15 protein-coding genes are annotated in these 22,262 nt (G+C 50.6%); 7 read left to right on the top strand and 8 right to left on the bottom strand.

Annotation, left to right across the window (positions count from 1 at the left end):
* Positions 1 to 63: 63 nt before the first annotated feature.
* Entirely contained in the window at positions 64 to 1,068 is a 1,005-nt protein-coding gene (locus AC6R1O_RS12150; RefSeq protein WP_500657120.1) for an ornithine carbamoyltransferase, read from the bottom strand.
* A 165-nt stretch (positions 1,069 to 1,233) separates the two neighbouring features.
* Positions 1,234 to 2,610 (bottom strand): PhoH family protein, encoded by a 1,377-nt coding sequence (locus tag AC6R1O_RS12145; protein ID WP_500627080.1) that lies wholly within the window; start codon positions 2,608 to 2,610, stop codon positions 1,234 to 1,236.
* Positions 2,611 to 3,273: 663 nt separating this feature from the next.
* On the opposite strand from AC6R1O_RS12145, the gene rapA reads away from it, so the two are divergent.
* Positions 3,274 to 6,183 carry an RNA polymerase-associated protein RapA gene (gene rapA / locus AC6R1O_RS12140; RefSeq protein WP_500657119.1) on the top strand — a complete coding sequence of 970 codons (2,910 nt, stop codon included), beginning with the start codon at positions 3,274 to 3,276 and terminating at the stop codon, positions 6,181 to 6,183.
* A gap of 87 nt (positions 6,184 to 6,270) precedes the next feature.
* Here rapA and AC6R1O_RS12135 read toward each other — a convergent pair whose 3' ends face one another.
* Positions 6,271 to 7,542, bottom strand: coding sequence for an NRAMP family divalent metal transporter (locus AC6R1O_RS12135; RefSeq protein ID WP_500657118.1), 1,272 nt, complete (start codon positions 7,540 to 7,542; stop codon positions 6,271 to 6,273).
* A 215-nt stretch (positions 7,543 to 7,757) separates the two neighbouring features.
* On the opposite strand from AC6R1O_RS12135, the gene rluA reads away from it, so the two are divergent.
* Positions 7,758 to 8,495, top strand: coding sequence for a bifunctional tRNA pseudouridine(32) synthase/23S rRNA pseudouridine(746) synthase RluA (rluA, locus tag AC6R1O_RS12130; RefSeq protein WP_500657117.1), 738 nt, complete (start codon positions 7,758 to 7,760; stop codon positions 8,493 to 8,495).
* Positions 8,496 to 8,530: 35 nt separating this feature from the next.
* Positions 8,531 to 9,490 carry a D-2-hydroxyacid dehydrogenase gene (locus AC6R1O_RS12125; protein ID WP_500657116.1) on the top strand — a complete coding sequence of 320 codons (960 nt, stop codon included), beginning with the start codon at positions 8,531 to 8,533 and terminating at the stop codon, positions 9,488 to 9,490.
* A gap of 1 nt (position 9,491) precedes the next feature.
* Here the strand turns inward: AC6R1O_RS12125 and AC6R1O_RS12120 are convergent, their stop codons facing one another.
* The 4 genes from AC6R1O_RS12120 to pepA form a co-directional block, all read right to left on the bottom strand.
* Positions 9,492 to 10,205, bottom strand: a complete 714-nt coding sequence (locus AC6R1O_RS12120; protein ID WP_500633972.1) for a substrate-binding periplasmic protein — start codon at positions 10,203 to 10,205, stop codon at positions 9,492 to 9,494.
* A 163-nt stretch (positions 10,206 to 10,368) separates the two neighbouring features.
* Positions 10,369 to 13,242, bottom strand: a complete 2,874-nt coding sequence (locus tag AC6R1O_RS12115) for a valine--tRNA ligase (protein ID WP_500657115.1) — start codon at positions 13,240 to 13,242, stop codon at positions 10,369 to 10,371.
* Positions 13,243 to 13,413: 171 nt separating this feature from the next.
* Positions 13,414 to 13,863: a DNA polymerase III subunit chi gene (locus AC6R1O_RS12110; protein ID WP_500633965.1), complete on the bottom strand. Its 450-nt coding sequence runs from the start codon at positions 13,861 to 13,863 to the stop codon at positions 13,414 to 13,416.
* Positions 13,864 to 13,923: 60 nt separating this feature from the next.
* On the bottom strand, positions 13,924 to 15,432 hold the full coding sequence (pepA, locus tag AC6R1O_RS12105; protein WP_334555072.1) for a leucyl aminopeptidase: 1,509 nt from the start codon (positions 15,430 to 15,432) through the stop codon (positions 13,924 to 13,926).
* Positions 15,433 to 15,623: 191 nt separating this feature from the next.
* Here pepA and lptF point away from each other — a divergent pair, with 191 nt between their 5' ends.
* The gene (gene lptF / locus AC6R1O_RS12100; RefSeq protein WP_500627074.1) at positions 15,624 to 16,730 is read left to right on the top strand and encodes an LPS export ABC transporter permease LptF; all 1,107 of its coding nucleotides are present in this window, start codon (positions 15,624 to 15,626) and stop codon (positions 16,728 to 16,730) included.
* Positions 16,731 to 16,733: 3 nt separating this feature from the next.
* The gene (gene lptG, locus AC6R1O_RS12095; RefSeq protein WP_500633966.1) at positions 16,734 to 17,804 is read left to right on the top strand and encodes an LPS export ABC transporter permease LptG; all 1,071 of its coding nucleotides are present in this window, start codon (positions 16,734 to 16,736) and stop codon (positions 17,802 to 17,804) included.
* 93 nt (positions 17,805 to 17,897) lie between these two features.
* On the opposite strand, the gene mutS is transcribed toward lptG, so the two are convergent.
* The gene (gene mutS / locus AC6R1O_RS12090) at positions 17,898 to 20,462 is read right to left on the bottom strand and encodes a DNA mismatch repair protein MutS (protein ID WP_500633967.1); all 2,565 of its coding nucleotides are present in this window, start codon (positions 20,460 to 20,462) and stop codon (positions 17,898 to 17,900) included.
* Between the two features lie 72 nt (positions 20,463 to 20,534).
* Between mutS and pncC the strand changes: the two genes are divergently transcribed.
* Together pncC and recA are read left to right on the top strand one after the other, a co-directional pair.
* On the top strand, positions 20,535 to 21,035 hold the full coding sequence (gene pncC / locus AC6R1O_RS12085; RefSeq protein ID WP_500657114.1) for a nicotinamide-nucleotide amidase: 501 nt from the start codon (positions 20,535 to 20,537) through the stop codon (positions 21,033 to 21,035).
* Positions 21,036 to 21,215: 180 nt separating this feature from the next.
* Complete coding sequence (recA, locus tag AC6R1O_RS12080) at positions 21,216 to 22,262, top strand: recombinase RecA (protein ID WP_334568429.1); 1,047 nt, start codon at positions 21,216 to 21,218, stop codon at positions 22,260 to 22,262.

Raw genomic sequence — 22,262 nt, 5'->3', positions numbered from 1 at the left:
CGCCGAACTTTGCGCAGAGCAAGCGATTGCATCGCGGTTTTTTGTGTCGATCTGTGTTCGATCCTAGCTGCCCAATGTGGCGACCATCACAGCCTTAATGGTGTGCATTCGGTTTTCTGCCTCATCGAAGACGATCGAGTGCTCAGATTCAAACACCTCCTCGGTCACTTCTAGGCCGTTCATGCCATATTTCTCGGCCACTTGTTTGCCAATGGTGGTCTCATCGTTGTGAAAAGCGGGCAGGCAGTGCATGAATTTGACGTGCGGGTTGCCGGTCTTTTCAAGCATTGCCGCATTCACTTGGTACGGGGTCATTTTAGCCACGCGTTCATCCCACGCTTCAGGCGCTTCGCCCATCGACACCCAAACGTCGGTGTAAAGGAAATCACAGCCTTCCACGCCTTGCGCCACATCTTCGGTCAATGTGATGCGTGCCCCTGTTTGCGCAGCGATGGTTTGGCAAGTGTCCACCAACTCAGCCTCGGGCCAAAAATCTTTCGGTGCGACTAGGCGAATGTCCATGCCCATTTTGGCTGCGCCAACCATCAAAGAGTTGCCCATGTTGTTGCGTGCATCACCGAGGTAAGCAAAGCGCATTTGGTGTAACTGTTTTCCTCGCCCATGTTCGAGCATGGTAAGGAAGTCGGCCAAAATTTGCGTCGGGTGAAACTCATCGGTCAAACCATTCCAAACTGGTACGCCTGCGTATTGACCCAGCTCTTCGACGATTGCTTGGCCAAAACCGCGATATTCAATGCCATCGTACATGCGACCCAGTACGCGCGCGGTGTCTTTCATCGACTCTTTATGGCCAATCTGTGAACCCGATGGGCCGATGTAAGAGACTTGCGCGCCTTGATCAAATGCGGCGACTTCAAACGCGCAGCGAGTTCGTGTCGATGACTTTTCAAAGATAAGGGCAATGTTTTTACCCACGAGCTTCTTTTGCTCCGTCCCGGCATATTTCGCTTTCTTTAAATCCGCAGAAAGGTCGAGCAAAAATTGGATCTCTTTGGGGGTAAAATCAAGCAGCTTGAGAAAGTTACGATTACGAAGATTAAAAGCCATACACCAGTCCTTGAATCGGTATTCATTATTTGCCAATAGTTAAACATACCTGATGGCTGTTTGTGAATAATTATTTTAAAAATAAAGCGAGATATAGATAATATCCCGCTTTTAGTGACTATTAATGCTTAATGTGGTTGTGAGTGACAGGACTGCTTAGTGAGGTTACAAGTTCTCTTCTGCAAATTCTGCCAAGCGACTGCGCACCACTCCGTTGAGGTGAATATTGGCGCTGCCTTCAAAGTTTTTAAATCGCTCGACCATGTAGGTAAGCCCCGAGGTCACCGGCGTGAGGTAGTGGGAGTCAATCTGCGCTAAGTTACCGGAGCAGACAATTTTCGTCCCTTCGCCACAACGGGTGATGATGGTTTTGATTTGAGACGCCGTGAGGTTTTGGCACTCGTCCAGCAGCACGAACGCATTCTGAATGGAGCGCCCGCGCATAAAGTTGATCGATTTGAACTGAATGTTGGCTTTGTCGCAAATGTACTTGAGCGATCCTTCTGTACAGTGATCATGTTTGTGCAGCGCTTCCAAGGTATCGGTGACCGCCGCGAGCCAAGGCATCATCTTCTCTTCCTCGCTGCCGGGTAAGAAGCCGATTGACTCACCAATATCGGGCGTGTTTCGGGTGACGATGATTTTATCAAACATGCCTTTTTCGATCGTCTGCTCAAGCGCACAGGCCAGCGCCAACAAGGTTTTCCCGCTGCCCGCAGAACCCGTCAGTATGACCAAATCGATATTGGGATCGAGTAGCGCATCAAGGGCCATGCCTTGGTAAATATTTTTTGGAGTGATGTCCCACGCTTTACGGTGCATTAATCGCTCCCGGCTGAGATCTTTAATGGTGATCTTGTCGCTGGTGATGTCCTCGACTCGACCGGCAAAGTCGCTCGAATCGTCCAAGACATATTGATTAATGTAAGTGGGTTCAAACGGCTCGCGCGGCAATGTGTGGTAAGTGCGGCCGTGAATGGTTTGGCTGTCGACTTCATCGACCTTGCTCCAAAACTCCCCTTCGATCTGTTGGTAACCTTTGGTGAGGTATTGGACATCATCGATCAGTTGGTCGGTGCGATAGTCCTCAACAAAACGTACTCCCGCCCCTTTGGCGCGTAAACGCATGTTGATGTCTTTGGTAATGAGGATCACTTCTCGCGGCGCACGCTTGTTTTGTAAGTAGAGTACGGCGTTGAGAATGCGGTTATCACCGGCTTTGTCTGCGAAGGCTTTGACGGTTTCTTGCAGTTCGAAATCCGCCAAAATGGCGATGTGACCTGTGCTTTCTTTATCGCGGTTGATGGGGATCCCTTCTGATATTTCATCGGGCGTGGCGTCTTTAAACAGTGCTTCGAGCGCGCGAATGGCGACACGGGCGTCGCGAGCCACATCGCGTTTGCTGTCTTTGATTTTATCGAGCTCCTCGAGGACCGTCATCGGTATGACGACATCGTGCTCTTGGAATGAGTAGATTGCGTGAGGTTCATGAAGAAGGATGTTGGTGTCTAAAACGAAGAGTTTCCGTTCCGTATCACCCATAAGCGTCTCCTTGCCGCAGCGCGGCTTGCTTACCTGTCATACGCAGCACGGCGTGTGCGCCATGTCAGGTGTATCCTCATTGTGTGAGGTAACTTGCAGTCATTTTGCAGTGACACCTTCAGTGAGCAGGAAGCTGACATGGCTTAGGCGTTGCCCTGTCCATTCAACATGCCGCCTAACAAGGCGTCGCTACAAACCCGAGTGGATCATCAACGTAGTGAGTCAGCGTTTTTCGTGCTGACCGTTTGGTTCACTGTACCGCTCTCTCGATGGATAGCATTTCTTGTGCCGTGTTAGGGGTAAAGCCAAGAAATTGCCAAGGTACTAACCCATTGTCAGAGATGCGCCTGCCCTTAAAGTATAAGTCAGTTTCCATCTCTTCCACTTTAGAAATGCCACTTCTTTTTTACACTTTGATGTCAGCCAGAGAGTGGCAAAAAATTTGTTGAGAATTGAGGTGTTTGTGCGTGACCAATATCACAGCTTCGAGTACCATTAGCGACCTTTTTTATGTGTGGCTGGAAAAGGCTTGAGTCCTGTTCTAGCGGCGCATTGGGGGCAGATCTTGATTGTTGGTTGGGATGATGAGAATCATTGTCTACACTATCATCAATAAGCCGTACCCCGACTCACTACAGACCGATTGAAAGAGGTAGTCGATAGATGACATTTGCTTTGGGCCAGCGTTGGATCAGCGATACAGAGAGTGATTTAGGTTTAGGTACTGTAGTCGCACTGGATGCTAGAACGGTCACATTGATGTTTGCCGCATCCGAAGAGAATCGCGTGTACGCGCGCAATGATGCGCCGGTGACTCGTGTGACGTTTAACCCAGGGGATGTTGTGGATAGCCAACAAGGGTGGTCATTGCGCATTGAGCAAGTGGTTGAAGAGCAGTCGCTGCTGACCTACATCGGTACGCGTGAAGACAACGACGATAAAGACGTCGAGCTGCGTGAAATCATGCTCAGCAACCAGATTCGTTTTAACAAGCCTCAAGATAAGCTGTTTGCCGGTCAAATCGATCGCATGGACAACTTTGTGCTCCGTTATCGTGCACTGATGAACCAATATGAGCAGCACAAGAGCCCAATGCGCGGCTTATGTGGTATGCGTGCAGGCTTGATCCCTCATCAGCTTTACATCGCCCATGAAGTGGGGCGTCGTCACGCGCCGCGCGTGTTGTTGGCCGATGAAGTGGGCCTAGGTAAAACCATTGAAGCGGGCATGATCATCCACCAGCAAGTGCTGGCGGGTCGAGCGGAACGCATTTTGATCGTGGTGCCAGAAACGCTTCAGCATCAATGGTTAGTGGAGATGATGCGTCGATTCAATCTGCATTTCTCTATCTTTGATGAAGAGCGTTGCATTGAAGCGTTCGCGGAAGCCGATAATCCATTCGATACCCAGCAATATGTGCTGTGCTCACTCGATTTTCTACGCAAGAGCCGCAAGCGCTTCGAGCAAGCGCTTGACGCCGATTGGGATCTCTTAGTGGTCGATGAAGCGCACCATTTAGAGTGGAGCCCAGAGCAACCGAGCCGTCAATATCAGGTGATTGAAGGCTTGGCTGCGCGTACACCTGGTGTACTCCTGCTCACCGCGACACCTGAACAGCTAGGTCGTGAAAGCCATTTTGCACGCTTGAGATTGCTCGACTCGGATCGCTTCTTTGACTATGAAGAGTTTGTCAAAGAAGAGCAGCAATACGCCCCGGTGGCCGATTCGGTCAGCGCTCTGTTCTCTGGCGAATCCTTGGCGGATGAGGCGAAAAACCAGATCACCGAGCTCTTATCTGAGCAAGATGTTGAGCCACTGTTTCGTATTATCGAGAGCAACAGTGACGACCAGGCGATTGCCGCCGCACGTCAAGAGTTGATTGATAATTTGATGGATCGTCATGGTACGGGGCGCGTGCTGTTTCGTAACACGCGTGCAGCGATCAAAGGCTTCCCAGTGCGTAATGTGCATTTGGTGCCGATGCCGATTCCGAGCCAATACACCACGGCGATGCGTGTCTCTGGCATGATTGGCGGCAAGATGAGCCCAGAAGCGCGTGCGCTGAAAAATCTCTACCCTGAAGAGCTGTTCCAAGAGTTTGAAGGTGACGAATCAAGCTGGTGGCAGTTTGATAGTCGCGTTGATTGGTTACTTGAGAAGATCACGCAAAAACGCAGTGAAAAGGTGTTGGTGATCGCCTCTCGCGCCAGTACAGCGCTGCAACTGGAACAAGCGCTGCGCGAGCGTGAAGGCATTCGTGCCACGGTATTTCATGAAGGTATGTCGATTTTAGAACGCGACAAAGCGGCGGCATACTTTGCCCAAGAAGAGGGAGGCGCGCAGGTTCTCATCTGTAGCGAAATTGGCTCTGAAGGGCGCAACTTCCAGTTCGCAAACCAACTGGTGATGTTTGATCTGCCGTTCAACCCAGACTTACTTGAGCAACGCATCGGTCGCTTAGACCGTATTGGTCAGCAGCGCGATATCGATATTCATGTCCCTTACCTTGAAGGCACCTCGCAAGCGATTTTGGCGCGTTGGTTTAATGAAGGTTTGAATGCGTTTGCCCAAACCTGCCCAACCGGTCGCATGGTGTACGACAAGGTGTCGGATGCACTGATCACTATGTTGGCCAGTGGGGATACCAGTGAGTTAGATGACGTGATTGCTCAATCAGCGGCGATGAACAAAGTGCTCAAAGCGGAGCTGGAGCAAGGGCGTGACCGTCTGCTTGAAATGCACTCGCACGGCGGTGAGAAAGCGCAAGCGATTGTCGATACGATTTCCGCGACCGATGGCGATACGAATCTTGTCACGTTCGCCTTGAGCCTGTTTGATACCATTGGTCTTAACCAAGACGACAAAGGCGAAAATGCGCTCGTGGTCACCCCTTCTGAGCACATGATGGTGCCCAGTTACCCAGGGCTGCCATACGAAGGCGCAACTATCACCTTTGACCGTGATACGGCGCTGTCTCGTGAGGACATGCACTTTATCAGCTGGGAGCACCCGATGATTCAAGGCGGTATTGATCTGCTGATGAGTGAGGGCGTGGGGACCAGTGCGGTGTCACTGCTGAAAAACAAGGCTCTGCCCGTAGGTACGCTGCTGCTTGAACTGATCTACAAAGTGGATGCGCAAGCGCCCAAACGTACTGGCATCAGCCGTTTCTTACCGACCACGCCGATTCGCATCATGCTTGATGGCAAAGGCAATGATTTATCGGCGCAAGTGGAGTTTGACAGTTTCAACCGTCAGCTCAGCCCGGTCGGCCGCCATATTGCGGCTAAACTGGTCTCTTCGGTACAGGCGCAGGTGCATCAGCTGATTGCCGCAGGTGACAAGCTGGTGGTCGAAAAAGTGGAAGCCGTACGCGAGCAAGCGCAAAAAGAGATGCAATCGAGTCTAAATGGCGAGCTTGAGCGTTTGCAGGCCCTGAAAGCGGTGAACCCGAACATTCGTGATGAAGAGATTGAAGCGATTGATGAGCAGATTACCGCGCTGACCGGTTACATCCGCCAAGCGCAATACCAGCTCGACTCACTGCGTATGATTGTCGTCGCGCACAACTAAGTGATCGCAACGCGAGTAACGTATTAGTACAAGGCCCTCAACGTTGAGGGCCTTTTTGATCGTTAATAAAGATGACGAAACCGATGACTAAAGAAGCCATTTCCACCAAATAAAGACCGCCAAAAAGCCGAACAGATAAATCAGACCGGCGATAGAGAGCCACTTTAGCGAGGATGTCATTGCGAGCGGCTTAGGCAGATCGGTTTTGGTCACCAAAATGTAGTTGAGTAAACCGAAAAATGGAGTCGTAACAAAGGCAAGGATCATCGCAAAATTGAGCATTGGCAGTAGCGCTTTGGCCCAAAACAAGATGATGGCAAGGGCTGCTGCAGAGATGATCACCATCCAAGTCAGCGTCACGCCGTTTTTCATGTCTGGTTGCTTTTGCACTAAACGTTGAGATTCAGACAACACACGCGCATAACCGTCAATCACGGTGATCGTACTTCCAAAAATACAGAAGAACGCAATCACAGCAATCAAGTAGCGTGACCACTCACCAATGGTCGATGCATAGAGCCCAACCAACTGATGCGAGAAGCCGACACCAGAGCTTGAAAGCTCCACGCCTGTCCCATGCAGCACCAAAGCGCCCAAGGAAAGAAAGACAATCGCCAGCAGCGCTGTCCCTATGTAGCCCACGTTGAAATCAAACAGCGCAGAGCGCGGCGTCACCGTTTGCTGCTTACACTGACTTTTTAGCCACATTGAGGTGATACTGGAAATTTCAATCGGTGCAGGCATCCAACCCATGGTCACAACGAGAAATCCGATTGCGGCTAATGTCCAAGGCGAGGGGGATTCGAAGCCCACGACGGGCTCGGCAGGTTTATCCAATGCGATGCACACCGCGAGCAGTGTGGCAATGGTTAGAACCGCCATGATGGTTTTCGATAACGCATCCAACGCCTTGTATTGGCCTGCAAATAAAATCGCTAAACAGGTGCTCAGTATAAGGATGCTGAGCACGGGCATCGAGAGATCAAAGGGGACGAAATAGGCGAGCAAGCTAGCGCTAAACATCAGCAGTGCAGCGGTGTTGACCACAGCGGAGACCGCACTTAAGCCGGCAAACAGCCACAAGTATGGTTTGCCAAGTTTTGAGTAGCCTTCGACTAAACTGGTGCCGGTGCCCATAGTGTATTGCACACCGGCGCGAAAAAACGGGTATTTGAATACGTTGACGAGCAAAATGAGCGCCGCCAACTGCCAGCCATAAATGGCACCCGCTTTGGTGGAGGCGACTAAGTGAGAGCCACCGACAGCAGCGGCGGCCATCATAATTCCTGGGCCTAATGAGCGAATAAGGTGGGCTAACGAGAAACGCGCCTTCGGGGGCGCTGAAGTGATACTTTCCATACTACTGCCTATGGGTGAAATGTTGTGTTTTATTGTATTTATTACCTGTCAAGGTCATTAAGGAATAACACATTTGCTTTGTCTGTCATAGATTTTTTACACTTTGAGTGAAACTTTCTTTTCAAGCGTGAATAATCGACAAAAATGCCAGACTGGTGCCCTTGCGAGTGGCTTCGGGTATACTTCGCCCGAATTCATAGTAGTTGAGAGTGTTTATGGCCATGCTGGAGTACAACCCACCAAGGGAACCCTGGGTGGAGGTTGTTTTTGAAGATGAACATATCCTTGCGGTCAATAAACCGTCAGGACTGCTGTCTGTGCCTGGGCGCGATCCTGCTCATCGCGACAGCATGTGGTCACGACTGCAAGAGACGCACCCGGATATTCAAGTGGTGCATCGCTTAGATATGTCCACTTCCGGCTTAATGGTATTAGCAAAAAACAAACGCGCAGAAAGTGCGTTAAAGAAGCAGTTTCAGTTTCGTCTCACACACAAAGTCTACTATGCACGAGTATGGGGAGAGGTGAGTGAGCAAGAGGGCGTTATTGATCTGCCGCTGATTTGTGACTGGCCAAATCGCCCGCGGCAGAAAGTGTGTTTAGAGACAGGTAAACCGTCAAAAACCTTATACCAAGTGGCGAAACGAGAAGAGAACACCACCATCGTGCGCTTGTTGCCGGTGACGGGGCGCTCTCATCAACTGCGCGTTCATATGCAAGCGCTCGGCCACCCGATTGTCGGTGATGAGTTCTACTCCAGCGGTGAGGCGCTGCTCTGTTCGGAGCGCTTAGCCCTTCACGCGGCGGAGTTGAGCTTTTATCATCCACGCAGTCATTGTCTGAAAAGTATTTTTGTTCCTTGTGACTTCTATCCCGAGGCGCAAGAGATGCTGTTTGATTATTTCGATCCTGTGCGAAAATTACCCGATTATAAAACACTGCCCAAACCATAATCGGTGACACAGAGTGGGCAGTTGAAGGAGACCTTATGCTGCCCAACCTTGTTTTTCTTGACAGAGCCACCATTCCAAGCCAAATCACCTTGCCCATCCTTCGCCATCCGCACGTTTGGCAAGCGTATGATTTCACCGCACCAGAACAAATAGTTGAGCGCCTGCAAGGCGCCACTGTCGCGATCACCAATAAGGTGGTACTCGATGAAGCGGTGCTTGCGCAGCTTCCTTCACTCAAACTCATCGCCGTCTCGGCGACAGGATACAATAACCTTGATATTGAAGCGTGTCGCCGCTTGGGCATTGCTGTGACCAACGTTCAAGGTTACGCCACCCAATCGGTACCTGAGCACGTGCTGGGTATGATCTTTAGCTTGAGTCGTCACCTCAGTGCCTACCATCACGACATTGCCCAAGGGGAGTGGCAGCGCAACAAGCAGTTCTGCTTTTTTACCCACCCGATAAGGGATGTAGCGGGGGCAACCCTTGCGATTGTGGGCGGCGGGGCATTAGGACGCGCTACCGCGCAACTGGCCAGTGCGGTCGGTATGCACGTGATCTTTGCTGAGCGTAAGGGTGAACATCAGTGCCGTGAGGGCTATGTCCCGTTTGAGGCGGCGCTTTCTCAAGCGGATGTGGTGAGTTTGCACTGTCCACTGAGTGATGAGACCTTTCACCTCATCGGTGAGCCAGAGCTGGGCATGATGAAATCGAGCGCGATATTGATCAATACTGGGCGAGGGGGATTGGTTGATGAACAGGCATTGGTGTCGGCGTTGACGTCTGGTCAGATAGGGGCGGCGGGGGTCGATGTGTTCACGAGTGAGCCAGCCGATGAGAGTAACCCTTTGTTGGCGAATATTTCGCTCCCAAACTTGCTGCTTACACCACACGTTGCTTGGGGTAGCGACTCCGCGATTCAGAAACTCGCCGACATTCTTATTGATAACATCGACGCATTTCTTGACGGTCGAGAGCAAAATCGCGTGGTGTGATTTACTCGCTGCTGCTGGCCTTTAATTGACTCAAGCCTTGATTGAATACACGCAGCAGCTTTTCTCCATCGGGGTGCGCTTTGGAGAACATCAAATAATTACTATTAGTCAAAAATGGCTTAGGGTGAAAACTGATCAGAGCCTGGGTTTCATAGGGGAGTTTGTTGAGCGTAGATAGACCGATGTGTTTCTCTTCTGGCACGAGCTCAACCCGGCGATATTTGAGAAATTGAAACGCTTTGGTAGGGTCGGCGACCCGATGTATGGTGACATGCCCATCCTCGATCAGTGCATCCAGTTCTTCACCATAGCTGTAGCCCAGCCCACCGCCAAGGTGTTTACCCTCTAAATCTTCTAAACGCTGCCAAGAAAAGTCATCACTTTTGCGATGAAAGAAAACAAATTCCTCCTGTGCCACTGGTTCGCTGAAATAAAAATGTTCGGTTCTCTCTTGGGCAAACATCCAGATCGCGGTGGCGACAAATTCGCCTTCACTCGCTTCTTTGTAGGCCCGTTTCCAAGGAAAGAAGTGGAATTCGACTTGATAGCCTTGTGTCGCAAACGCCTGCTCAATGGTCTTTCCGACAAAACCGAATTCTTCTAACTCTTGGCCAATAAAAGGTGGCCACTCACCTGCGGCAATTTTGACAATCTTATTGTCTTCATCATTATTCACTTCACCATTATTGGTTTCAGCCGTGGCGTAAACACTCACGGCGAACCACAATGCGAATAGGGCACTAGAAAGGGATACTGCGAGCGCGCGCACAAGTCACTCCTTTGTCGCTTTTACTTTAACTTTAGTTCTCAGTCGATAAAGAGCAAGACATAAAAAAGGCTGGTCATCATGACCAGCCTCCCAGACTTGATTTGTGCACTTACAGTGCGGCAATCGTCGTTTTTTGCTCTTCAAGCTTCACGAGCGTTTCTTTGTAGCCTTCTAGCTTCTCACGCTCTTTGGCCACCACTGCTTCTGGTGCTTTAGCCACGAAGCCTTCGTTACCTAGCTTGCCTTCAATGCGTTTGATTTCGCCTTGTGTCTTTTTGATTTCACCATCGAGGCGAGCAAGCTCGGCGTCTTTGTCGATGAGACCCGCCATTGGGATCATTAGCTCCGACTTAGCGACAAGTGCCGTTGCGCATGCTGGCGTTTCTTCACCCGCTTCCAGTACACGTACAGACTCAAGCTTCGCCAGAGAAACAAGAACTTGCTTGTTCGCTTCTAGACGAGCTGCGTCTTCCGCGTTTGCGGCTTTTAGCATCACTTCAAGCGGCTTACCTGGGTTGATGTCGTACTCCGCACGTAGGTTGCGGATGCTAGTGATGAATGACTTCACCCACTCGATGTCATCCAGTGCTGCTTGGTTGAAGTTCGCTTGGTCGAACTGAGGCAACGCTTGAAGCATGATCGTCTCACCTTCAACACCATCAACCAGTGGTTTAACGCTCTGCCAGATAGTTTCTGTGATGTATGGGATCACTGGGTGTGCTAGACGAAGTGTTTTCTCTAGAACGGTGATCAGCGTGCGGCGAGTACCACGTTGCTGAGCTTCGTTACCTTTCCAAAGCACTGGCTTAGTGAGCTCTAGATACCAGTCACAGAATTGGTTCCAGATGAATTCGTAAATCGTGTTTGCTGCCATATCCAGACGGAAGTTATCAATGTGGCTATTGAACTCTTTCGCTGCTAGCTCAAACTGAGACTCGATCCATTTGTCTGCGAGTGAGTACTCGATCTCACCTGCCTGTTCGTTAGATGAATGGAAGCCACAATCCTGATCTTCTGTATTCATCAGCACGTAACGGCTCGCGTTCCATAGCTTGTTACAGAAGTTACGGTAACCTTCCAGACGCTTCATATCCCAGTTGATGTCACGACCCGTTGAAGCCATAGCAGCAAGAGTGAAGCGCAGTGCATCCGTACCGTAGGGTTCGATACCGTTTTCAAACGTCTTGCGCGTGTTCTTCTCGATCTTCGCGGCAAGTTGAGGCTGCATCATGTTACCGGTGCGCTTCTCAACTAGAGACTCAAGGTCGATGCCGTCAATCATGTCGATTGGGTCAAGCACGTTACCCTTAGACTTCGACATCTTGTCGCCGTTTTCATCACGGATGAGACCCGTTACGTAAACCGTTTTAAATGGCACTTGTGGCTTGCCGTTTTCATCTTTACAGAAGTGCATAGTCATCATGATCATGCGAGCAACCCAGAAGAAGATGATGTCGAAACCGGTGACCAGCACATCTGAAGGGTGGAATGTTTTTAGATCATCTGTGTTTTCAGGCCAGCCTTGTGTGCCAAACGTCCACAATGCAGAAGAGAACCAGGTATCCAGTACGTCGTCATCTTGGCGCAGTACCACAACCGGTGCTAGGCCGTTCTTCTCACGCACTTCGTCTTCAGTGCGACCAACGTAGACATTGCCGTCGTTGTCGTACCATGCAGGGATACGGTGACCCCACCAAAGCTGACGAGAGATACACCAGTCTTGAATGTCACGCATCCAAGAGAAGTACATGTTTTCGTATTGCTTAGGTACGAATTGGATTTCGCCGTCTTCCACTGCTTTAGTTGCGGTTTCTGCAAGAGGAGCAGTACGCACATACCATTGGTCGGTCAGCATCGGTTCGATGACCACGCCGCCACGGTCGCCGTATGGCACGGTGAGGTCGTGGTCTTTGATTTCGTCTAGCAGGCCAATCTCTTCAAATTCCGCTACGATGGCTTTACGCGCGGTAAAACGCTCCACCCCTTGGTATTTAGCCGGGATCTCTGTTGAGTAAGCATCGCTTGCTTCGCCATTCGTGTTGAACACTTCGGCTGCCTCACGGATGTTGGCATCAAAGGTGAGGATGTTGATCATCGGTAGCTGGTGGCGCTTACCCACTTCGTAGTCGTTGAAGTCGTGCGCAGGGGTGATTTTCACACAGCCTGTACCTTTCTCCATGTCCGCGTGCTCATCACCGACGATAGGGATGCGGCGGTCAACGATCGGAAGCAGGATTTCTTTGCCGATCAAGTCTTTGTAGCGAGGATCTTCTGGGTTCACCGCAACGCCCGTATCACCCAGTATCGTCTCTGGACGAGTGGTAGCGACAACGATGTAGTCTTTGCCGTCTGCCGTTTTCACCCCATCCGCTAGTGGGTAGCGGAAGTGCCACATGTGGCCTTTTTTATCTTTGTTTTCCACTTCAAGATCAGAAATTGCGGTATGCAGTTTAGGATCCCAGTTAACCAGACGCTTACCACGGTAGATGAGGTCATCTTCGTAGAGGCGCACGAATACTTCTTGAACGGCGTTTGATAGGCCGTCATCCATAGTGAAACGTTCACGGTCCCAGTCGACAGAAGCACCTAGGCGACGCAGCTGTTTAGTGATGGTGCCACCTGATTCGCCTTTCCATTCCCAGATTTTGTCGATGAACGCATCACGACCGTAATCGTGCTTGGTTTTGCCTTCTTCTGCTGCGATCTTACGCTCAACCACCATCTGTGTGGCGATACCCGCGTGGTCAGTACCGACTTGCCAAAGGGTGTTCTTGCCCTTCATGCGTTCGGCACGGATCAAGGTATCCATGATGGTGTCTTGGAATGCGTGGCCCATGTGAAGGCTACCGGTGACGTTCGGTGGCGGGATCATGATGCTGTATGATTCTTTCGTCGTGTCGCCGTGCGGCTTAAAGTAGCCTTTTTCTTCCCAAGCCTGGTATAGAGCTTGTTCAATTGAAGTTGGGTTGTATGTCTTTTCCATAGCGCTCATTTTGCCTCGTGATGATGGAACTTAGGCGGCGTGCATTCACCTAATGATTAGGGCCAGCCTACGTTCTACCCCTTGGAGGTTTGATTCTGGTTAATGGTAAATCTAGGTCAATCTTTATAAGTGAGCTCTCTGAAAAGAGAGCTTAACTATAAGGATTGACGGTCAGTGGTGTTCGAGTGCGAACGTTTGCATTTGAAAGCCCGATTGACGGTAAATTTTATACCGTTCTCGCGCTTGCTGCTTGGCTTTTTCGTCGCAAGGGACGAAGTCTACCACCTCTGTAAACGGATGCGCAAAGGTTGTCTCATTTTCAGCCAAATTTATCACCAACTGGCGATGCCAAGAAGGGCGGACCTGCTGATGGCCGATCTCAATCTGCGTGCCATACTTGGGGCCTTCTCCAACCAAGTTATGGCCGATGTACTGCTCAGGTTCCACTTGCCAAAACCGCTCAGCAAGGGCTTCCGCGTGGGCTTTGTGTTGGCAGTTGACGTACACTTTTGCCCCTTGTTTGGCAAAGTGCTGCGCCAAAAAGACCGCATACGCATCCAACCCCTCAGGGGTGGCTTGGGGAGAATCCGATTGAATCAGATAAAAGGTCGCGTTAGCCATGATATATACTGATGCCTGTATACAAAAAAGGGCCTTGCGGCCCTTCGATGTGGTTGAGGATTACTCCTCAGTATCTTGACCGCTGCGATTGAGCAGGAACTGGACAAGCATAGAGACTGGTCGGCCTGTTGAGCCTTTCGCTGCGCCAGATTTCCAAGCAGTGCCCGCGATATCGATGTGAGCCCAGTTGTACTTCTTAGCAAATTTCGACAAGAAACAGCCGGCAGTAATGGTGCCACCAGGACGACCACCAATGTTCGCCATATCGGCGAATGGGCTTTTCAGCTGTTCATGGTACTCATCGGCCATCGGTAAGCGCCATGCACGATCGCTCGCTTGCTCAGAAGCGTTAATAAGCTCGTGAGACAACGGGTTGTGGTTTGAGATCACGCCACTGATGTGGTGACCCAGTGCAATCACACACGCACCAGTGAGGGTAGCGACATCCACGACACATTCTGGTTCAAAGCGCTCAACGTAGGTCAGTGCATCACACAGAACCAAGCGGCCTTCGGCATCGGTATTCAATACTTCGACCGTTTGACCTGACATTGTGGTTAGGATATCACCCGGACGGTAAGCGTTGCTGCCTGGCATGTTTTCACAGCCGGCCAGCACACCAATCACGTTGATAGGCAGGTTCAGTTTCGCGAGCGCTTTCATGGTGCCAAACACGGAGGCAGCGCCACACATGTCGTATTTCATCTCATCCATGCCTTCGCCAGGCTTGAGTGAAATGCCGCCTGAATCGAACGTCAGACCTTTGCCGACTAATACGATAGGCTTGGCTTGTGCGTCTGGGTTACCCTTGTACTCCATGATTGACATCATCGATTCGTTTTTCGAACCGCGGCCTACCGCTAGGTAAGAGTTCATCCCCAGTTTTTCCATCTCTTCTTCGCCGATCACTTTCGTCGTAATCGTCTCGTAGTCGTCCGCTAAGCGGCGCGCTTGAGAGGCGAGATAAGCTGGGTTCGCAATGTTGGGTGGCATGTTGCCAAGGTCTTTACACGCTTTGACGCCCGACGAGATGGCCAAGCCGTGCGCGATCGCTTTTTCACCCAAGTTCAACTCACGACGCGTCGGTACGTTGAACACCAACTTGCGCAGTGGGCGACGAGTTTCAGGCTTGACGCTTTTAAACTGATCAAAGGTGTAGAGGCCATCTTTGGTCGCTTCGACCGCTTGGCGCACTTTCCAGTAGGTATCACGACCTTTCACATGCAGCTCAGTCAAGAAGCACACCGCTTCCATAGAGCCCGTTTCGTTCAAGGTGTTGATGGTTTTCTGGATAATCTCTTTGTACTGACGTTCACCCAACTCGCGCTCTTTGCCGCAACCGACAAGCAGAACACGCTCAGACAACACACCAGGTACTTGATGCAGAAGTAGCATCTGCCCAGGTTTTCCTTCTAGATCACCACGGCGAAGTAGTGAACTGATATAGCCATCGCTGATTTTATCTAGCTGCTCAGCAACTGGAGAAAGGCGACGTGGCTCAAACACCCCGACAACGATACATGCGCTACGTTGTTTCTCTGGGCTGCCACTCTTTACACTGAACTCCATGCGTACTCCTACATCCTGAAGACAAATCGAACTAAATGTTAGATAATGGCGTCTTACTTGTTGATTCCTACACCGGAACTATCTTTAAATAAGCGCGTTAACAATTAGTCAAAAAATTTAAAAACAAAAGGTTCATCGGGAAATTATAGTGATTCAATTAAAAAAACAAGTTTTGTATAGGTAATTTCAGCGTGATTATTGTTAGATATTTGATCCGCGAGACACTCAAGAGCCAATTAGCGATATTTTTTATCCTGTTTTTGGTGTTTCTCAGCCAAAAACTGATCAAAGTGCTCGCCGATGCATCCGATGGTGATATCCCCGCAAGTTTGGTTATGCACTATGTCGGCTTAAGCATGCCATCAATGGGGCTTTTGATGCTGCCGCTCAGTCTATTTTTAGGCATTCTTCTCACCTTTGGCCGTCTCTACGCAGAAAGTGAAATTACCGTGATGAACGCGACGGGGATTGGCAACAAATTCCTCATTCGCGCCGCTTTGTACTTGGCGGTGATCACCGGGTTAATTGCCGCCGCCAACGCGTTTGTTTTTGCGCCTTACAGCCAAGAAAAGCTGATTCAATTGCAAGAAGAAGTCGAAGCGGAAAATAGCGTTGACCTCCTCAAAAAAGGCCACTTCCAAGGTACGCCGGATGGATCATCTGTTGTGTTTATTGATGATATAGACGGTAAAAAACTCAAACACGTTTTTGTCGCACAAATGCGCCCGAGAGACTCCATTTTACCGAGCGTCTCTTTCTCTCAATCTGGTGAAGTAAAAGAGCTGAGCGATGGGCGTCAGGTTATTCGCATGTATGACGGTACACGCTATGAAGGGGTGCCAACGCGTGTGGATTATATGATCACTGAGTTTGATCAGTACGAGGGACTGATTGGTCAGCGCGATGTAAAAGCGAAAGGGCGTGACTGGGAAGCAATTCCGACGATGGAGCTGTTGTCCAACCCTGACCGACGCGCACAAGCGGAGTTACAATGGCGCCTCTCGTTAGTGGTCTGCATCCCTTTGCTTACCATGCTGGTGGTGCCGTTATCGGCGGTTAACCCTCGTCAAGGGCGCTTCGCGAAAATGGGGCCGGCGATATTGATTTACTTGGCTTACTTCTTAGCCATCAGTGCGACGAAGTCGGCTCTTGAAGATGGCTCTATTCCTACGATGATCGGCATGTGGCCAATTAACGCGGCATTGTTGCTGACCGCAGTGGGTATCAACTCGATGGACAGTATTGCGGTTCGTCGCTTTAAAGATAGACTCAGACAAAGAAAAAAGAAGGCAGCGTAAGTCGTGTTTAAGATTCTTGATCTCTACATAGGTAGAACCATTATTGCCACGACGTCTCTGGTGTTGGCTACGTTTGTTGGCTTGTCGGCCATTATCAAATATGTCGAGCAGTTGCGTAAGGTCGGCAGTGGCACCTATGACTTGTTGCAAGCGCTGTTTTTTGTCGTCCTCAGTATTCCGCGTGACGTCGAGATGTTTTTCCCAATGGCGGCATTGCTTGGCGCTTTGATAGGGCTTGGTATGTTGGCTTCAAGCTCCGAGCTTGTGGTGATGCAGGCGTCGGGTTATTCGAAGTTAGATATCGGTTTGTCGGTACTCAAAACCGCAGTGCCGTTAATGGTGCTGGTGACGTTGCTCGGACAATGGGGGGCGCCGCAAGCGCAAAAAATGGCACGTGACTTACGAGCGTTTGCCACCTCTGGCGGCGCGATTATGTCTGTGCGTACCGGCGTTTGGGCGCGTGATGCCAACGATTTTATTTTTATGGGTAAAGTCGAAGACGACACGATTTATGGCATGAACATGTGGCGATTTGACAGCGATAAAAAGCTGCAAACCGTCGTGTACGCCAACAAAGTGGATTACCAGTCCGACAACACTTGGCTCATGAAAGAGGTCCAAGTGACGGAAATGATGGACGACGTCGAGATCAATAAAACGGCGCTGCCCGAGTATCGTTGGACGACGTCACTCGCCCCCGACAAGCTCGCCGTGGTAACGGTGAAACCTGAAGAGTTATCACTGGGTGGCTTGTACGATTACGTGACCTACTTAAAAGCCTCAGAGCAGGACTCTTCACGCTATGAATTGGCGCTGTGGCGTAAAGTCACGCAGCCTTTCTCCATTGCCGTGATGATGTTGATGGCGCTGTCGTTTATCTTTGGTCCGCTGCGCAGTGTCACCATGGGCGCACGCATTTTATCGGGTGTGGTGGCCGGCTTCACCTTTTACATCTCGAGTGAATTCTTTGGCCCGCTCAGCTTGGTGTACAGCATTCCGCCTGTTTTTGGTGCGGTGATGCCGAGCGTGGTGTTCTTGACCATTGCGCTGTTGCTGTTACGCCGCAAGTTGTAGCCACGGGGCGTGATCTTTCACTAGCATGTTAACAACAAGGCCTCCCAAATTCGGGAGGCCTTGTTGTCTGTAGGCTTGATAGTGTACTGAGCTTTAGAGGTATTTCTTTAAACGGTACAGCGCTTCTAATGCTTGTCGAGGCGTTAAATCATCAGGGTCAATATTGGCCAGCATCTGTTCCACTTCACTTGGCTCGGGGATCAAGCTGAGCTGGTTAGCCACATCAACGCCAGCTCGCGCAGGTGCTGGCGCATCGGTTAACGAGATTGATTCCAACTGCTGCAATTTAGCTCGTGCTTGTTTGATGACACTTTTTGGTACGCCAGCTAACCCGGCAACGGCGAGACCGTAGGATTTACTTGCCGCCCCTTCTTGCACCGCGTGCATAAAGGCAATGCTATCGCCGTGCTCCACCGCATCAAGGTGTACGTTGGCTAAGGTTGCGATCTGGTTGGGCAGCTCTGTTAATTCAAAATAGTGGGTGGCGAACAGAGTCATCGCTCCAAGCTCTTTGGCAAGCCATTCAGCGCTTGCCCAAGCAAGCGACAAGCCATCGTAGGTACTGGTGCCACGGCCAATTTCATCCATTAACACTAAGCTGCGCTCCGTGGCGTTGTGCAAGATGTTGGCGGTTTCTGTCATTTCGACCATAAAGGTTGAGCGCCCAGAGGCCAGATCGTCGGAGGCGCCAATACGGGTAAATATACGATCAATCGAGCCTATGGTTGCCGATTCAGCGGGCACATAGGAGCCGATATGCGCCATCAAAGCGATAAGGGCGGTTTGGCGCATGTAGGTCGATTTACCGCCCATGTTAGGCCCGGTAATGATCAACATCTTACGTTGTGGCGTCAGTTCTGTGGGGTTGGCAATAAACGGCTCATCCATTACCTGCTCCACCACTGGATGGCGACCGCCTTGGATATGAACACCAATCTCACCATTGAGTATCGGGCGGCAGTAGTCGAGGCTATCGGCGCGCTCTGCTAGGTTTTGCAACACATCGATTTGTGACAATGCTGAGGCCAGGTTTTGCATCTGCTCTAAATGAGGCAGCAGCAGATCAAACAGGCCTTCCCATAACTGCTTTTCGAGCGCCAGTGCTTTTGACTTGGAGTTTAAGACCTTGTCTTCATGCTCTTTTAGCTCAGGAATGATATAGCGCTCGGCATTTTTTAACGTTTGGCGGCGAACATAATGAGGCGGCACAAGGTGGCTTTGGCCACGGCTGACCTGAATAAAGAAGCCGTGCACATTGTTGTAGCCGACTTTCAATGTATCAATGCCGTGACGTTCGCGCTCTTCTTGCTCAAGTTGGTCCAGGTATTCGGTGGCGCCATCGGCCAATTTACGCCATTCATCGAGCTCTGCGTCGTAGCCTTGTGCAATCACTCCTCCGTCACGAATGACGACGGGCGGATTCTCTTTAACGGCGCGCTCAAGCAGCTCGCAGACCTCATTCATCGGCGCGGCATACTGGGCGAGCTTTTTAAGGTACGGGTGTTCAGCGCTTTTCATCACATCAGCGAGCTCTGGCAACTGTTGCATGGCAAAGCGCAGTCTTGCCATATCGCGAGGTCGAGCACTGCGTAGCGCTAAACGTGCAAGAATGCGTTCAATGTCGCCCACTTGTTTGAGTACGGGCGCTAACTCAGCAAAGAGCGTGTTCTGCTTAAGTTCTGTGATGGCGTCGAGACGCTGATTGAGCGTGTCGATATCGCGCATCGGTTGGTGCAACCAACGTTTGAGCATTCGACTGCCCATTGGCGTTGCGGTGTGATCGAGTACGGAAGCCAACGTGTTGTCGGTGCCGCCTGCGAGGTTTTGTGTGATTTCCAAATTGCGTCTTGTCGCCGCGTCTAAGATCACCGAATGATCTTGGCGATCAAACGTCAACGAGCGAATATGAGGCAGGGCGGTGCGTTGCGTATCTTTGACGTACTGGACCAAACAGCCAGCGGCACAGAGACCCAGTTTGGCATGCTCAACACCAAAGCCGACCAAATCTCGCGTGCCAAATTGTTGGTTAAGCTGCTGCTTGGCCGTATCGAGCTCGAATTCCCAGATTGGTCGGCGGCGATTACCACTGCGCGAAGACATCAGATGCACGGGCTCAAAATCTTCAGGGAACAAAAGCTCTCTTGGCGAAGTGCGCTGCAGCTCTGCCGCCATCGCTTCTTCGCTTTGCGGCTCCATCAACTGAAAGCGACCGGAAGTTACATCGAGCGTCGCGTAGCCGAATCGACCGTCGTGATGATAGATCGCGGCAATCAAGTTATCGATCCGTTCAGAGAGTAGGGCTTCATCGGTCACTGTGCCGGGTGTCACGATGCGCACTACCTTACGCTCCACAGGGCCTTTGCTGGTGGCTGGATCGCCGATCTGCTCACAAATCGCGACGGATTCACCGAGTTGAACCAACTTGGCGAGATAGCCTTCGACTGCGTGGAAAGGCACGCCCGCCATCGGGATGGGTTCACCGGCAGAAGCGCCACGCTTAGTGAGGGAAATGTCTAACAATTGCGAGGCGCGTTTTGCGTCATCGTAAAACAGTTCATAAAAATCCCCCATGCGGTAAAAGAGCAGAATGTCAGGGTTCTCTGCCTTTAACTTGAGATACTGCTGCATCATTGGGGTATGTTTTTGTTCTGCTTTCACGGTTACATCTTTCGTTTGTGGTTATTGCGGCTTAGGATACGTGAATCACCAAATGGGTAAAAGGTGCAAAGGATGCAAAGCAAACAAAATTTATCTCACCAAGTTGGGGAAGCCTTGGCTCAACATGGCTTGGTGCTGACGACCGCAGAGTCCTGTACCGGTGGCGGTGTCGCGACAGCGATCACAGACATCGCTGGCAGCTCAGCGTGGTTCGATCGAGCGTTTGTCACCTACAGCAACGAAGCGAAAATGGAGATGCTGGGCGTGAGTGCCGATACTTTGGATCAATATGGCGCGGTGAGCGAACCGACTGTGCGCGAAATGGCGCAGGGAGCATTGGCTCATTCACGGGCCGACATCGCGATAGCGATTAGCGGCATCGCGGGTCCTGGAGGCGGAACGCAAGAGAAGCCGGTAGGCACGGTCTGTTTTGCTTGGTGTGACCGTCACTCATGGCAAAAAATCGAGACGCGTCATTTTAATGGGAACCGTGACGCAGTTCGCTCCGCTGCGGTCGAAACCGCTTTAGAAGTGCTGTATAAAGAGTTGCAAAAGAGAGTGAAAACGTCGTAGCTAAAACAGTTAATTATTATTTATCAGTAGCATACGATTGAATTTCAAAAAAACGTTGATCAGCTATAGACACTGTATGAATCAACAGTATAATGGCGTTTATAGAGTGTTCGGGCCACCCCCGATTTGAAGAAAGTATTCATTTTTACCTGATTTCAGGTGAAAGTTTTGGAGAAAGTAATGGACGATAACAAACAGAAAGCGCTCGCCGCTGCGCTAGGCCAGATTGAAAAGCAATTCGGCAAAGGTTCAATCATGCGCCTTGGTGACAACCGCGCAATGGATGTGGAAACGATTTCTACTGGTTCTCTTTCTCTTGATATTGCACTGGGTGCCGGTGGCCTACCAATGGGTCGTATTGTTGAGATTTATGGCCCTGAATCATCAGGTAAAACAACCTTAACGCTTGAACTGATTGCCGCTGCGCAACGTGAAGGTAAAACGTGTGCCTTTATCGATGCTGAGCACGCGCTTGACCCTGTCTACGCGAAAAAACTGGGTGTGGATATCGATGCGTTATTAGTGTCTCAGCCAGACACAGGCGAGCAAGCGCTTGAAATTTGTGACGCGCTCGCACGTTCTGGTGCGATTGACGTGATGGTTATTGACTCCGTTGCTGCCTTGACACCAAAGGCTGAAATCGAAGGCGAAATGGGCGACAGCCACATGGGTCTTCAAGCGCGTATGCTTTCACAAGCAATGCGTAAGTTGACGGGTAACCTTAAGCAATCTAACTGTATGTGTATCTTCATCAACCAGATTCGTATGAAGATCGGTGTGATGTTTGGTAACCCTGAAACCACCACGGGTGGTAACGCACTAAAATTCTACGCTTCTGTCCGTCTTGATATCCGTCGTACGGGTTCTATCAAAGAAGGCGATGAAGTGGTCGGTAACGAGACGCGCATCAAGGTGGTTAAGAACAAGATTGCTGCGCCGTTTAAGCAAGCTGAAACGCAAATTATGTACGGTCAAGGTTTCAACCGTGAAGGCGAGCTTATTGACCTTGGCGTGAAACACAAGATGGTAGAAAAAGCCGGTGCATGGTACAGCTACAACGGTGACAAGATCGGTCAGGGTAAAGCGAACGCGTGTAAGTTCCTGCGTGAGAATCCTGAAGCGGCGAAAACACTGGATAAAAAGCTGCGTGACCTTCTGCTTTCTCCGGCTGAAATCCCAGCTGAAGAGCCAGAATTTGGCCAAGCGCCAGAGCAAGAAGAGCTATAA

This window comes from Vibrio sp. R11-SG3-ISO3-SZ (assembly GCF_059834345.1).
Note: the sequence above shows the minus strand (reverse complement) of the source record. Positions and strands in the feature narration are given on the sequence as shown.